At 60.5% G+C, this 13,809-nt stretch carries 8 protein-coding genes; all 8 read left to right on the forward strand.

Annotation, left to right across the window (positions count from 1 at the left end):
- Positions 1 to 151: 151 nt before the first annotated feature.
- The 8 genes from BTO02_RS10945 to tssF all read left to right on the forward strand — a co-directional run bounded on the left by BTO02_RS10945 (position 152) and on the right by tssF (position 13,789).
- Positions 152 to 2,521 carry a type VI secretion system Vgr family protein gene (locus BTO02_RS10945; RefSeq protein ID WP_075157053.1) on the forward strand — a complete coding sequence of 790 codons (2,370 nt, stop codon included), beginning with the start codon at positions 152 to 154 and terminating at the stop codon, positions 2,519 to 2,521.
- A gap of 3 nt (positions 2,522 to 2,524) precedes the next feature.
- The gene (locus BTO02_RS10950) at positions 2,525 to 5,065 is read left to right on the forward strand and encodes a M23 family metallopeptidase (RefSeq protein WP_075157054.1); all 2,541 of its coding nucleotides are present in this window, start codon (positions 2,525 to 2,527) and stop codon (positions 5,063 to 5,065) included.
- 32 nt (positions 5,066 to 5,097) lie between these two features.
- Entirely contained in the window at positions 5,098 to 5,682 is a 585-nt protein-coding gene (locus BTO02_RS34240; RefSeq protein ID WP_156883798.1) for a hypothetical protein, read from the forward strand.
- Positions 5,683 to 6,037: 355 nt separating this feature from the next.
- Positions 6,038 to 6,595 carry a hypothetical protein gene (locus BTO02_RS34245; RefSeq protein ID WP_156883799.1) on the forward strand — a complete coding sequence of 186 codons (558 nt, stop codon included), beginning with the start codon at positions 6,038 to 6,040 and terminating at the stop codon, positions 6,593 to 6,595.
- A 163-nt stretch (positions 6,596 to 6,758) separates the two neighbouring features.
- On the forward strand, positions 6,759 to 7,025 hold the full coding sequence (locus tag BTO02_RS10965) for a PAAR domain-containing protein (RefSeq protein WP_075157057.1): 267 nt from the start codon (positions 6,759 to 6,761) through the stop codon (positions 7,023 to 7,025).
- The gene (locus tag BTO02_RS10970) at positions 7,025 to 8,329 is read left to right on the forward strand and encodes a hypothetical protein (protein WP_075157058.1); all 1,305 of its coding nucleotides are present in this window, start codon (positions 7,025 to 7,027) and stop codon (positions 8,327 to 8,329) included. Before BTO02_RS10965 ends, BTO02_RS10970 begins: the two co-directional genes overlap by 1 nt.
- A complete protein-coding gene (locus BTO02_RS10975) occupies positions 8,313 to 11,975 on the forward strand; it encodes an ImcF-related family protein (RefSeq protein WP_083615075.1) in 3,663 nt (1,220 codons plus the stop codon). The genes BTO02_RS10970 and BTO02_RS10975 overlap by 17 nt, the downstream gene beginning before the upstream one ends.
- Positions 11,972 to 13,789, forward strand: a complete 1,818-nt coding sequence (tssF, locus tag BTO02_RS10980) for a type VI secretion system baseplate subunit TssF (protein ID WP_075157059.1) — start codon at positions 11,972 to 11,974, stop codon at positions 13,787 to 13,789. The genes BTO02_RS10975 and tssF overlap by 4 nt, the downstream gene beginning before the upstream one ends.
- Positions 13,790 to 13,809 lie beyond the last annotated feature (20 nt).

Here is a 13,809-nt window from a genome sequence, read left to right on the forward strand (position 1 = left end):
GAGCCCGCATTGTAAAGATTTGCAAACCTTAGGAATCGACTGAGGTCGTCTGATAGACATACCGCGTAATGACCGTTAATTTCGCTTTTCGGGATGGTTGGTCGACATCCTGTTGAGCAGTCCGGATCACTTAACAGAAAAAGCCGGGACGATGAAACGAGTCATTGCGGATATCCTGAAGTACCCGAGCGCGCGCGTGCGGCAGCGCTTCGAGCTGAAGATCGGCTCGGACCAGCCGGTCCAGCCGGACCTTTGCGCGATCAGTTTCGAATTGAACGAGGCGCTTAACGAGACGTATCGGCTCGATATCGTCGCGACGTCGGCTGACCATGCGATCGACGCGGAATGCTGCGTGGGACGGCGCGCTACTTTCACGATTGTGGAAGAAGGCTGCGTGCCGTCGATGTCGGGACTGATCGAATCGGTTATCGCGCCCGCGCGCGTCGTGCATGGCGTGGTAACGCGCTGGGAGCGCAGGAAGACGAGCCGCGACGAGACGACCTATGCGCTGCGTATCGAGCCGCGTTACGCACTGCTCGGCAAGGTGTGGGACTCAGGCGTATTCCGCAACGTATCGCTGAAGGAACTGATCACGGAAGCGATCGTCGATCGCGACCTGTTCGATCCGCACGATATCGAATTTCATCTGGAAGGCCTCGACGCGAAGTTCGAGCAGACGGTGATGTACGAAGAGACCGTCAAAGCATTTGTCGATCGCCATTGCCGTCGTGCCGGCATCTATTACTACTGGAAACAGGGCAGCAAGGAAGACGGGGCGCAGCGCGACACGCTCGTGTTCGGCAACAACCCGCGCGGCTATGTGCGTGCGCTCGAAGTGCCGTTCATGCCCGATTCGGGTCTTAGCGGCAACTGGCACGAAGCGGTGCTGTCGGTCAGCACCGTGCGTGAGCTCGTGCCGGAGCGCGTCGAGCTGTGGGACCGCAACTATCGGATACCCGACGACCCGCTGACGGCGAGCGCGATCGTCGCGCACGACGACCGCTCGATATTCGGCAGCGTGAACCGCAGCATCGAGCATCACCATTCGAGGGAAGCCGGCCAGGCGCTGGCCGATGCGCGCCGCGACGAACTGATTGCGCGGCAACAGACCCTGTATGGCACGAGCGACGCAATCGGCATGACGCCGGGCCTTGTAGTGCGGCTGACGAATCGCACGCTGGCCGAAGCGCCTTACGGCATGCTCATCACACGGCAGAAGACGACGGGCAGCCTCACGCAGCCGGTGTTCTGCGAGTTCGAGGCCACACCGGCGCACCTGACATGGCGTCCCGAATACGACCCGTTCAAGCACTGGCGTTGGGTATCGGGCGTGGTGACGGGCGTCGTGAAATCACGCGATGCACAGCCTTATGCATGGCTCGACGCACAGGGACGCTACGAAGTCGAACCTGTGTTCGCCCGCCGCAGCGGCAAGCGAGGCAAGAATCTGATGTCGTTGCGGCTGCTGCGGCCCGGCGCATCGTATCTCGGCGGTTTCCACTCGCCGCAGCTGCCTGAAACGGAGGTGCGGCTGCTTGCGACGAACGGGGATGTCGACCGCTTGCTGATTGCGGGCGCGGTCCACGACTATTCGCATCCTGACATCGTGCACAGCCGGGAAGGCTGGTATAGCCGCGCGGTATGGCGTTCGCCGCTCGGCGGCGCGGATCTGCGCTTCGACGACATGAAGCAGCGCGAGGGCGCGAAGCTCGCGACCGTCTACATGAAGACGTCGATGAGCCTGGGCTTTCTCGTCGACAGCGCGAAGAAAGAGCGTGGACACGGCTTCGAGATCAGCACGCAGGGCTGGGGCACGCTGCACGCGCCCAAAGGGATGATCGTGTCCGCCGATGCGCTTTCGAGCCCTGACGCGCCGCAACTGGAGATGCATGCCGCGCTTGGCGAACTTCGGGCGGCGCTGCAGCGGGTGACGGAATTGGTTAAAGCCACCACGCTTGCGAAGGCCGCGCCGGCCGATCAGGCGACGCAAGCGAGTCTGCTGAATGCGCTGAACGACTTGAAGGCCGCGGGTCTGATCGCAAGCGCGCCGGCCGGTATTGCGCTGGCGACGCCGAAATCGGTACAGCATGCCGCTGGCGAGAACGTGATGCTGGCGGCGGGCCGGCACGTCGACGTGAGCGCGTTCAAACGCTTCACGCTGGCTGCGGGAGAACTGATCTCGATATGCGCGCACAGACTCGGCATGAGTCTTTTCGCGGCGAAGGGGAAGCTCGAGATTCAGGCACAAAACGATGCGCTCGATCTGCTCGCCAACCAGCAGTTGCTGATGTCGAGCACGAATGCGGACGTACTGGTGGTCGCGAAGGAAAAGGCCGTGATGGCAAGTGGCGGCGCTGCGCTGACGATCGAGAACGGCAACATCGTTTTTCATTGCCCGGGCGAGTTTCGCATCAAGGCCGCTTCGTTCGTCTACGAAGGGCCGCAGAGCATGAATCTGCCCTTACGCCAGATGCCGAAGAGTTCGCTGCAGATGCCCGACTCCTATCCTTCGTCTCTCTAACTCATGATTATCAGCCCTCCCTTCCTGCCGCCGGCGGGTGTTGTTTGCGCCGACGAGTATGAAACCGATCCGATGATGGCGGCCGTCGAGCAGTGTGAACTTGGCCACCACGGCATTTATCCGATTGCGTTCGACCGGCGCTGGCATTGTGGTATGCATCTCGCGCCGAACGATCAGACCGAGCCTGTCAGAGCGATCGCCGATGGCGAGGTGATCGCGTTTCGCGTGGCGGGAACGGCGATTTCCGATGGACAACCCGATGAGAAAACGGGAAAGCCGGCGCTGAATTCCAACACGGGTTTCGTATTGCTCAAGCATGTGACCGATACGGGCGACGGGCGGACCATCACGTTCTATTCGCTGTACATGCATCTGCGGGACATGGCGGAGCAGGAGCGTCTCGAGCGCCAGCCGAACGATCCGCCACAACAAGGCTCTGCTACCGCATTGCCCGCGTGGCTGTTGGACAACGCTGGCGGCAAGGACGGCAAGGTCCAGTCAGGCGGCAGGAGGAAGGTCTATCGGAAGGACAGGCTCGGATATTGGGGCGCCTGCCATGGACAGCCGCATCTGCACTTCGAGATTTTCATGACCGAAGCGGACTTTGGCGCGTGGTTCGAACAGGACGGGCACAAGGTGCAGCTTGGCGTGGCGAACCCGGTACAGCCGGCATCGCGCGACTACTGGGGGCACAGCTATTTCGTGATTTCTGGCGGTCAGGCGTTGGTCAGCGCACCGCCGGGCAGACGCGATAGCCCTTATTTTCCGACGCTTGCCGCGTGGACGGTGCCGGCGAACAGCAAGCTGTACGTCGAGGCGTACTTCCACAAGGGGCAGCGTTATACGCGATCGTGGTTCGATGAAGCGGGCGACGGCAACAAGCTTACGCTGCTCACGGAGCAGCCGGTGAAAGACCGGTACGCGGACTATGAGTACAAGCTTTATCAGCGCGCGGTGGACCTCTATCCAGCCTGTCCGAGCGATGGTTATGAGCTGATGCGCTTCGGCCGCATCCTCTCGGAGCAGCCGACGCTGCCTGCTGCCGATCGTGCGACGTGGGTGGCAGTGCCGTTCGATGCGAATGGCACGCAGGGGTATGTCGACGTCAATCAGAGCGCCATTCTGAAGCTGTCGGATGCGGATTTCCCGTTCTTCACCGGGTGGAAGAAGATCGACGATGGGAATACGCCGTTCGATCAAGATGGGCTGTGCGGCTATGCCGAACTGCGCAGGATCGTCGGTGATGTCGAGGCACAGATTGCGACGTCGGCTGAGGAAGGGCCGCATGCGTTGCGCCGAGACCAGGGGAAAGTGGGTGAAGGGCACGGCACCCAAGCAGTGGGGTTGCCGTTAGGGAAGCTGCAGTATGGGCACGGTGGATTCAGCGACGCGTCGAACGTGGCCGATCCGGAATTCAGACACGAAGACCGGTTGACGGCCTACGTGCAGGGCGATGCGGCGATTCGCAACAGGCTCAAGGGCTTCGTTTGCCACGCTCCGAGCGAATGGGATGCGACGACAGATGAAGAGCGCTTCAAAAGGCTCAACGAGCCGGATGGATTCTTTGGCAAGCGTAAGGAAAGCGATCCGAATGGGTACGAAAACTTCATTGCGTTCCGGAAGCGGTTTCAGTTTATTGAACAGACTCCGTTGAGGGGAGGGCAGAGGTTTTGGTTCTTTCATCCGTTGGCGTTTATTCGGCATTTCAGGAAGTGTGGGTGGCTGAGTGGGAACGAGTTGACGCAGTTGGTCCCCACAAAGGCGATGCGAAAGGATAGTCGCGGAGCATGGGTATCGGAAAGGGTCGTGATAAGTGAGCAAGCTGACTCGATCATCGCAAACGGGCGTGGCCATCTGAATGGGTCACTGTGCATGCACAGCATTTCTTCCAGCCCATTGCGGATGGCCGCATTCTTCGCAAATGCCACCCAGGAAACGCAATGGTTTGGAAAGTTGCATGAACGCAACGCTGTCGCGTGGTATGCCCCATGGGACGGACGTGGCTTTTTGCAACTCACGGGTCCAGGCAACTACATCAAATATTGGCGTTTCCTTGGGCGAAACATCCCCGAGTCACTTAAGGCAGCGTTAAATACCGCTGCCATAAAGGCACACCAGACGCAAAAAAACGACTCCTTGTCGGACAAATCATTTAAGGAATTAACAACAGAGATGATCAAGTGGCGCAACGAGGTGCAAGCCGATGGGACTGACCCCTCCCGCAGTGCTGCAGCGTATTGGAGTTGGACACAAGCCGCCATGTTTGCGGACTGCTTCCCCGTGCTGAAGCGTGAGATCCGAACAGTAAACAACATGCCGAATGTCTATTACAGCTGTGAGTCGTTCGGGCAAGTGGCGGCTACGGTCAATTTCGGTAGCCCCGTTAGCGATCTATCAAATATCAACAAGGTCAACGGCATTGTGGCGAGATGCCAGGCATACGTAAATGCGCTGATGGTCCTGGTGGATTACATACCTTTTCCGGATATGGATGGGCATCTAACAGCCATGCCAGAAGGCTATCAGCGGAGGAATGTGTCATGAGAAGGACTATAGTCGGGGTAATAGCATGGGGTATGACGGCGCTGGCTGCCAATGCCGAAGAGCCCGTTAGCCCGCAGTCCGTTGAGACGGAGGTCGTTTTCGGCCAATGTCATTTCAAACTGAAAGATCCGTATGGAGCGGACTTCCGCGCAACGAGATCTCGTCTGCCGCCAATGGCAAATTACATTGCGAATGTCAACACGGGCGGAGCTTACCCGTTTGAAATATGGATTCAGTTTAGTTGTCAAGATCCGGCAACTGCACAAACATTGTCCGAACGTGCTCTTATCAAAATGACTGATAAAGGATGGGTTCTTGATCCAACGCCAGGCCGCGAAATAATCGAACAACAACATACGACGTTTTATCCGCTACACGGCAAAGGATGGATCGGAGGGGGTACAACACAGGATGATGTGAACGGAGATGAGGCTCGGCGGATGCGTACCTTCAATTTTTGTATTCCGCATCGGCAGCTGGCAGTTTGCGGATATGTCGATGTTGGCTACCTGTTAAAGCCGAAAGAATCTGTGTTTCCTCAGGTCATCCAGTTATTGCAAAGCATCGAATTCATCGACATGCAAGCTGTCGTACCGGCAGATACAGCAAACCCATGATTCGATGATAGGCGGCCAACCTGGAAATGACGCAGGTAATTAAAAGTTAAAATGTCTATCTTCCAAATTCGATTCTTTCCGTCGCCCGCATAAACTCGGCAATTAACGTGAATAAGCGAATATCGGAGGATTTTTCAAACAATTGAAAGGAGATGACTGGGAGAGTTTTATAGCTGATTATCCAATGGAAAAGAATAAAAATGCGCCCGATGGTACTAAATTTTGCCTCGCTCATGGAGATAACGTCATCGCATGTGTCTCGGGTGAGGATTTTGGAATTAAAAATCCAATCGTGCAGTTGATGAGTCAATCGAGAAAACCTTGATTTCAATAAAATTAAATTTTGGTCCCGTAAATGAGTGAACAAAATTCATCTTTAAAATTTTTTATAATAACTGGCATTTACTTTTCTGTTGCTTTAGGCGTGCTTTCTCCAGTCCAAGCTGATGAGTACTCTCCCAGCCTATCTTTTACGAATGATTTGCCATCCAATTTTAAGACTCTTTTGTCGAGAGACGGTTTTGTTTTTCCCGATTCGAAAGGGGGTGTTGTTTGGAAGATCGATGGAGTGCGGCACTTCTTTTTGCTGCTTCAAGCTCATGACGATGGTTGCGGTATCGTAACGATGAGCGAAAAGGATGTCACCTACAAGCTCGTAGAGTCTTACGATCGGTGCCATATAATTGGGGTTCCCCAGATAGTAGACTTGGTTGGGCAAGGAGATAAAAGTATTGTTGTCAAGATGAGATTGCATTCTAATGGTTTTGAGGATGGAACTGTAGAACATATAAATGCCTATCTGTATGCGAAAGAAAGAGGAGAATTTTGCCGGAATGAAGATGCGGGAAGTTTTGCCGATGGAATGAGAGTACCCAATGCAGTGATTAAATTTGGGCCATCGGACTGTAGATAGTCTTCAAAGGGAAATGTGCGGAAATGCACATCACGGATGCAATATCTATCCACGTAAATTCACTTGTGATCTAGCAGGCTAAACGCATTTCTGGGCGTTAAACGCAATTTACGAGATTTACACTCGAATTTCGAGCTAAGGATATTTAAATGAGAGACCCGTTATGACCTCCAGATCCCCCATCCGCCAAGGCGACGCACTCGAAAACGGCGGCGAAGTGACAACCGCATCGTCCGGCATGACGTTCATGGGCCGCCTGCTCGCCTGCCGAGGCGACGAAGCGCTCTGCGCGCTGCACGGCAAGACCACAATCGCCGAAGGCGCGGCATCATTCCCCGGCAAGACCGGCCAACCCGTCGCTATGCATCGGCATCTGTGCGCGTGCGGCTGCCGGCTGATCTCGTCGCTGCTGAACGTGAGCATCGCCTGATGCCGATCGATCTTTCCCCTGCCGGCCCGCCGAGCCTCTACCCTGCGCACACGCCGCGATTCTGGCCGTGGCTCGGCATCTGGTTCTTCACCAACGCAGTGGGCGCAACGATTGTGGTTCTACTGTGGCCTGCAGGCACGCCGACACGAGGAGTGGAATTCTGGTTCTGGGTCTTCGGAATGCCAAACAGTGTCTTCGTGATGCTGCTCGGCCTCGATCGTGCCGGTTACGAGACACATTGGCTTCGCGCGCATTACCGGAATATCCATCGCCGCAACTGGCTCGACGACAAGGTACGCGAAGCGCAGCAGCCGCTGCGCGTATTGGGTATCGGTTACAGCGTGCCACTCGGCGATCAGTCTCTTGCCGAGGCGATCGAATCGGGAAAACCGGTGATGAAGGTCCAGCGCCCGCGCCGTGGCCCGGGAACCATCCTGCACACCCGCTTCGCAGAAGACGAGACGCAAACCGACGACCCGTCCGATGTTCGGCCCGACGAAAACAACGATGAGGCCGACAGAGAACCTGTGCCACAGCCCCAACAGGTGGCAACGATCGCGCTCAAGATCGCACAGGCGTTGGAACCGCTCGTCGCGAGTCTTCGCGCGCTCACCGCGTACGATCCGGTTCACTGGCCCGAGGCACGCGTGCTGGCCGAACCCGGCGAAGAAGCGTCACACGTGCAGCATGTGCGCGACGCGTTGCGTGTCGCCGGTCTCCCGCCGCTCGCATGCCACGCGGTCTGCGCGGCGGACGGCTTGCTCGTTGCCGATGCATGGCTCGACGCTCGCGAACACCGACCGCTGCTCGTGATAGCCGCGACATGGCACGACGCAAAACCGCCTGCGAACAGTTGCGAAGCGTGTGTCGCGGTGCTGCTCGATTCGGGCTTCTATCGATTGCCCGCGCCGGTAAATGTCATCGGTTTGCTGCACCGTCCCGTAGCCGGAGAACTTTCGGCGCCTGGCGACCTGTTCGCGAATGCCTCCATCTGGGGGAACGTTGCGGGTGCGGACGTCAAGCGCGCGTGGATTACGGGCCTTGGTAGCGAGCACGACACTGCGCTCGTCGCGGGTTTTCGCGAGGCTTCGCTTTCCGCTATCGCAAAACAGGACGCGCAGCGGCGTCCCGACCGCATTGTCGGCGATGCGGCAGCCGTCAACGGCTGGCTGTCCATGGCGGCGTCTCTCGGGTCGCGCGAGGCCGGCGCGCATCTGATCGTCGATCGTGCACAGGCCGCGATCCTTCACGTCTATCCGCAACATTCCACACTCGAATCCACGTACGATGCCTCCGACGCATAACACTCAGATACTTAGCGTAGAAGCCACGCAATCGCAATCGCGTTCGCGACGCTTTGCCGTCTGGGGATTTCCGCTCGCGGTCTTCGCGTTTGCACTGTCGGCAGGCGCGCTCATCTGGTCGAAAGGCGAACTGTTCGGCCTGCCATCGAAAGACGCGCGCATCACGGCGCTGCTGTGGACGGCCAGCGCACTCGTCGTCATCGTGTTTCTGCACTCGATCGCGCTGATGTTCGGCGCCTATGCCGCGGCGGCGCGCCTGTTCCGTCACGAAGCCGGCGCAGGCAACGAACCGCGCGCGGCGGCGCGGTTCAAACGCGATCCGCGCCTGCAATACGTGATCGACGAACTGCGCGTCGCCCATGGCTGGCGCTGGCGTAACCGTACGCCATGGCTGATGTTGACGGGCAGCGACGAGCGGATCGACGAAGCGGCGCCGGGTCTCAAACAGGCGGGCGCAATGCTGGCCGCCGGTACGGTGCTCGTACATGCGGCGCCGGACGGCATCGAAGCCGCTCAATGGCGCCGGCACATCAGCCGGGCTCGCCGACGCCGACCGGTCGATAGTCTCGTGCACGTCGTACGGATGGGGGAGGGCGCACGGCTCGAATTCGATCAGGCGCGCACGCTCGCGGCCATTGCGTCGGACCTCGGCTGGGCGGCGCCCATCACGTTCCTGCACACGGTCGAGGCAAGCGGCGGACAGCCGGAGCGATTCGAAGCAGTCGGCGCATGGATGACGGCGCGCACGAGCAAAACAAGGCAGGCGGCGGCCGGCACACTGAGCGACGATCTGATCGAACTCGAATGGCTTACGGCGAGCCCCGGCGTCGAACTGTGCGTCGAGCAGGGATGGATACGTTACCTCGCGCAGGTGTCGAAATATATCGGCGACCAGCGCGACCGGATTGTCGAAAACTGGACCGGACTCGTCGCATCAGGATGGTTGCGTGCGCAACTGGCCGGCGTCATGTTCGCACCGGTCTACGGCGGCGCAGGCCGCACGCCCGTACCCGTGCCGGAGGAAAGTGCCGTCGCCGCCATGCAAACGACGCCGACAGGACATCCCGCCGGGACGGTTCCGGCACCGGCAGCGGTGGCGATGCGTGGGCAACCGGCCTCTCTGATTCCCGCGTGGCAGTCGATCGGCAGCAGTCCGCTGTGCCGCCGTCGCGGCAAACGCGTGGGCTTTCACTGGCCGAACGCGCTTGCCGCGCTGGCGACGGCCTGTGCGATCGGCTGGTGCGCCGCGCTGACCGTGTCGTTTATCGGCAACCGGCAGTTGGTTCTTGACGCGCAAGCGGTCGCCCATGCGGCGCTTGCCGCGCAACCGGGCACACCGGATGCCCTGCGTGCGCAGCTTGCATTGCAACTGCAGATCGATACGCTCGAATACCGGCACGAACATGGTGCGCCGTGGTACCTGCGCGCGGGCCTGAGCCGCAACGACGCGCTGCTCGATGCGTTGTGGTCGCCGTATGCGGCAGTCGCTGCGCGCAACCTGCAGCGTCCCGTCGTCGCGTCGCTGGAACAGGCATTGAGAGACATGAGCGAAGCACGCGCCGACGCACTGCAAACCGAGAGCGCGCGGCAAAGCGGATACCGCACGCTGAAGACGTATCTGATGCTTGCAGAGCCGCAGCGCACCGATGCAGCCTTTCTCGGGAAGGCACTGATAGCCTCGTGGCCGCTGCCTTCCGGCATGTCCGCCGGTGAGCGAGACGACCTCGCTCGACGTCTCGCAGGCTTCTACGCCGGTCATCTGAGCGCGCACCCGGAATGGCGCGCGCATGCGTCGGACGCGCTGGTAACGGGCGCGCGCAAGATGCTCGTCAATCAGTTGGGTCTCGCGAATGCCGACGACACGGTGTACGAGTCCATGCTCGCGAGCGTGCGCGGCAAGTACGCGGATGCCTCGCTCGCGACGCTGCTCGATGGTGCGGATGCACGCGGGCTCTTCAGCACCGCGCAGACGGTGCCCGGTATCTACACGCGCGCGGCGTGGGACGGCGCCATCGCCGACGCAATCGAGAAGGCGGCCGACGAGCGGCGCATAAGCGGCGACTGGGTGCTCGGCGGCGACGAGCGCGCACGGTCAGGCGCAAAGCTTGCCGAACGCACGGGCGGCGCGACATCGGCGGCCGACGACAAGCGAGCCGCGCAGGCGTTGAAACAACGGCTCACCGCTCGCTACTTCGCGGAATACACGGCGGCCTGGCAGCGCATGCTGAACAGCATCCGGTGGCAGCCGGCGGGCAGCCTCAACGAAGCGATCGACCAGCTCACACGGCTTGCGGACGCGCAAACCTCGCCCGTGATCGCGCTGATGAAAACAATCGCGTATGAGGCGCAAGCGGGCCGACGATCGGAAGCGCTGGCCGACAGGCTGGTGCGCACGGCGCAAGATCTGATCGGCAGGAAGAGCGGCGACAACAGCGACGACAACCGCAATAGCGCCACGCAAACACCCGCCATCGATCCGCTCGACAAGTCGTTCGGTCCATTGCTCGCGTTGATGGGAGACCTCGGCGCGACCCGTGCGGCCGACAGCAAGGTTGCCGGCGGGCCCGTGACGTTGAGCGGCGTAAGCCTCGCGCATTACCTCACGGTGGCCACCACGATGCGTCTGAAACTGCAGCAGATCGCCGCGAGTCCCGATGCGCAGGCGCTGGCCCGTTTGTTGGCGCAGGCAATCTTCCAGGGCAAGTCTTCCGATCTGTCGCAGGCACGCGAAGATGCCGCGCTCACTGCTGCCAGCCTCGGCGCACAGTGGGCGGGCTTTGGCGATGCGCTGTTCGCGCGACCGCTCGATGCGGCATGGCAAACCATTCTGCAGCCGGCCGCGGCGAGTCTGAACGAGGCGTGGCGCAACAGTGTGGCGATGCCGTTCCGAACGACGTTCGACGGCCGCTATCCGTTTTTCGAAACGAATGCCGATGCATCGTTTGCCGAACTGGGACGCTACGTGCGTCCGGACACGGGCCTCGTCAGCCGTTTCATCATGGCTGAACTTCGCGGCATTCTCCGGCGCGAGGGCGATCAGTGGGTGCCCGACGAACTCGCGCCGCGGTCGCTGCAGATCGATCCGGCGTTTCTTGCAGCGCTCCGTCAGCTTTCGACCATCGGTGCGCAGGCCTATGCGCAGGGCGATGCCGGATATCGCTTCGAGATCATGGCGTTGCCGAGCGCGCAAGTGACACGCACCGAGCTCGTCGTCGACGGCAAACCGATTGTCTATTTCAACCAGCGGCAGTCATGGACCGCGCTCACGTGGCCCGGCGACGGACTGAACGGACGCGCCGGCCTGATGTGGCAGATGGTCAACGCAGGCTTGCGCGAGGCCTTCGACACGACAGGAGACTGGGCATTCTTGCGGCTGCTCGCAAAGGCTCAGGTCAAACAGCTCGACAGTAGCCGCTATGAGCTGACGTGGGATCAACCGGATGCAGCGCCGCTGCGTTACGTGCTGCGCACGCAGCTCGGTGCAGGTCCGCTCGATCTGCTGAAGCTGCGCGGTTTCAGAATGCCCGAGCGCATTTTCCTCGTCGGCAGGGCCGGCGCCATGCACGTGGCGCACCTCGCGCAGCCCACAGACGCAAGCATGCCGCGTGTCCCCGTTCTTCCCCCTCTACCGCCGAGCTTGCAATGAGCGACGATCCAGACTTCCTTAAATACTTCGACGCTGAGATGCGCTATCTGCGCGAGGCCAGTGCGGAGTTCGCCGCGGCGCATCCGCAAGCGGCGCGCCGACTCGGTTTGCTGACGCCCGGCGCGAGGCACGACAGTGTCGACCAGCTCTACCAGGCATTTGCCTTTCTGACGGCGCGGCTGCACGCGAAACTCGACGACGCGCTTCCGGAAATAACGGACCCGCTGCTCGGCAATTTGTGGCCGCATACGGCCCGCACGATTCCGTCGCTCGCGATCCTCGAATGTGTGCCGCGCGCAGGCGAAGCGAGGCTGCTCGGCACGCTGCCCGCGGGACTCGCCGTCCATTCGAGCCCTGTCGGGCCCGATCGCGTCGTGTGCCGGTACCGCACCACGCAAAGCGTCGATTTGCTGCCGCTCGATGTGTGCGAGGCCCGGGTCGCCGTGCGCGCCGATGGCCGCACCGTGATCCGTCTCGCGTTCGACTTGCGGCATGCCGAGCAGCGGCAAATCGACGACTTGTCGCGCATTCGCCTATATCTGCATGGAGATCGGGCTACGGCGTCAGCGCTTTATGCAGCGCTCACGCGTCAGGTCAGCGCGATCGGCGTGCGTATGCCGCTGATCCGCGACGGGCAACTGCTCTCGCAGCCGGGGCTCAAGTTCGAGCGGTCCGGCTTCGGACCGTCGTCGCGCCTGTCGCCGGTCGACGAGACACAGGCCAAAGCAGGGCAAAACTTCGACCGTGAGCAAACGATGCTCGAGTATTTTGCCTTTCCCGAGAAGTTTCATTTCGTCGATCTATGCGGGTTCGATGCCGCGAGCGTGCCCGTTAGCGAAACACGCATCGAATTCGAGATCGAACTCGCGGGCTCGCTATGCGCCGATGTGCAGATCGACTCGACCAACATCCGGCTTTTTTGCACGCCGCTCATCAACCTGTTCGAGACCGACGCCGAGCCGCTGAGGCCTCGCGACATCCACGATCGGGAGCATCGGTTGAGAGTGCAGGGCGATGACAGCGATAACGCTCAGGCGTACGACGTGGTTTCGGTGACGGCGACCGATCCTGTGAATAGCAGGCGCCACGAGTACTGCGCTTTCAAGGCGTTCCGTCATCGCGGCGGCATGATGCGCTTCGATGCGCCGGAACGGTATTTCCATACGGCAACGCGGGCTGGCTTGACGAGTGACCGGCAATTATCGGTGACGCTTGGCGGGCAGAGCTGGGAGCCTGGCGCATCGTCTGGTCCCGCGCCCGACCAACACATTGCGGTGCGGGTATTGGCAAACAACGGACGCCTGCCGCGCATGGCACTCGCCGATTCGACGATCACCGAACCCGCCTCGGACTTCCCCGGCATCGACCGTGTGCGAAACCTTACCGCGCCAACCATGCCGCTCTATGCGCCGCGCCAGCGCAGTCGATACGACTGGCGCGTGATCGCGCACTTCAGCGGAGGCGGCTGCGCCGAATTGAACATGCTGGACGAGCGCGTGCTGCGCGGTGCGCTTGCGTTATATGACTGGACCGAACTGCCCGACAACGCGCAGCGCATTGCGGCGATCGAGCGCGCGTGGGTGACCGCGGACAACTTCGTCGATTATCGGTCGGCCGTGCGCGACGTCCGGATCCACGTCGCGATCGATGCGGCGAAATTCGCCGGAGCGGGCGACGTGGCGTTGTTTGGCGACGTGCTAAGCCATTTCGTCGGACGTTACGCGAGTTTCAATTATTCGGTGCGACTGGTGCTCATTGCCGACGGTAAAGAGACCGTCTATGCACGCAACGACTTCGACGGAGCGCCATTTTAGCGAGCGCAATTCGCGCAGCC

Origin of the sequence: Paraburkholderia sp. SOS3 (assembly GCF_001922345.1) — a bacterium.
Classification (GTDB): Bacteria; Pseudomonadota; Gammaproteobacteria; order Burkholderiales; family Burkholderiaceae; genus Paraburkholderia.

Coding starts and splice junctions, on each gene's coding strand:
- BTO02_RS10945 (WP_075157053.1), top strand. CDS start 152: ATGAAACGAGTCATTGCGGATATCCTGAAGTACCCGAGCGCGCGCGTG.
- BTO02_RS10950 (WP_075157054.1), top strand. CDS start 2,525: ATGATTATCAGCCCTCCCTTCCTGCCGCCGGCGGGTGTTGTTTGCGCC.
- BTO02_RS34240 (WP_156883798.1), top strand. CDS start 5,098: ATGACGGCGCTGGCTGCCAATGCCGAAGAGCCCGTTAGCCCGCAGTCC.
- BTO02_RS34245 (WP_156883799.1), top strand. CDS start 6,038: ATGAGTGAACAAAATTCATCTTTAAAATTTTTTATAATAACTGGCATT.
- BTO02_RS10965 (WP_075157057.1), top strand. CDS start 6,759: ATGACCTCCAGATCCCCCATCCGCCAAGGCGACGCACTCGAAAACGGC.
- BTO02_RS10970 (WP_075157058.1), top strand. CDS start 7,025: ATGCCGATCGATCTTTCCCCTGCCGGCCCGCCGAGCCTCTACCCTGCG.
- BTO02_RS10975 (WP_083615075.1), top strand. CDS start 8,313: ATGCCTCCGACGCATAACACTCAGATACTTAGCGTAGAAGCCACGCAA.
- tssF (WP_075157059.1), top strand. CDS start 11,972: ATGAGCGACGATCCAGACTTCCTTAAATACTTCGACGCTGAGATGCGC.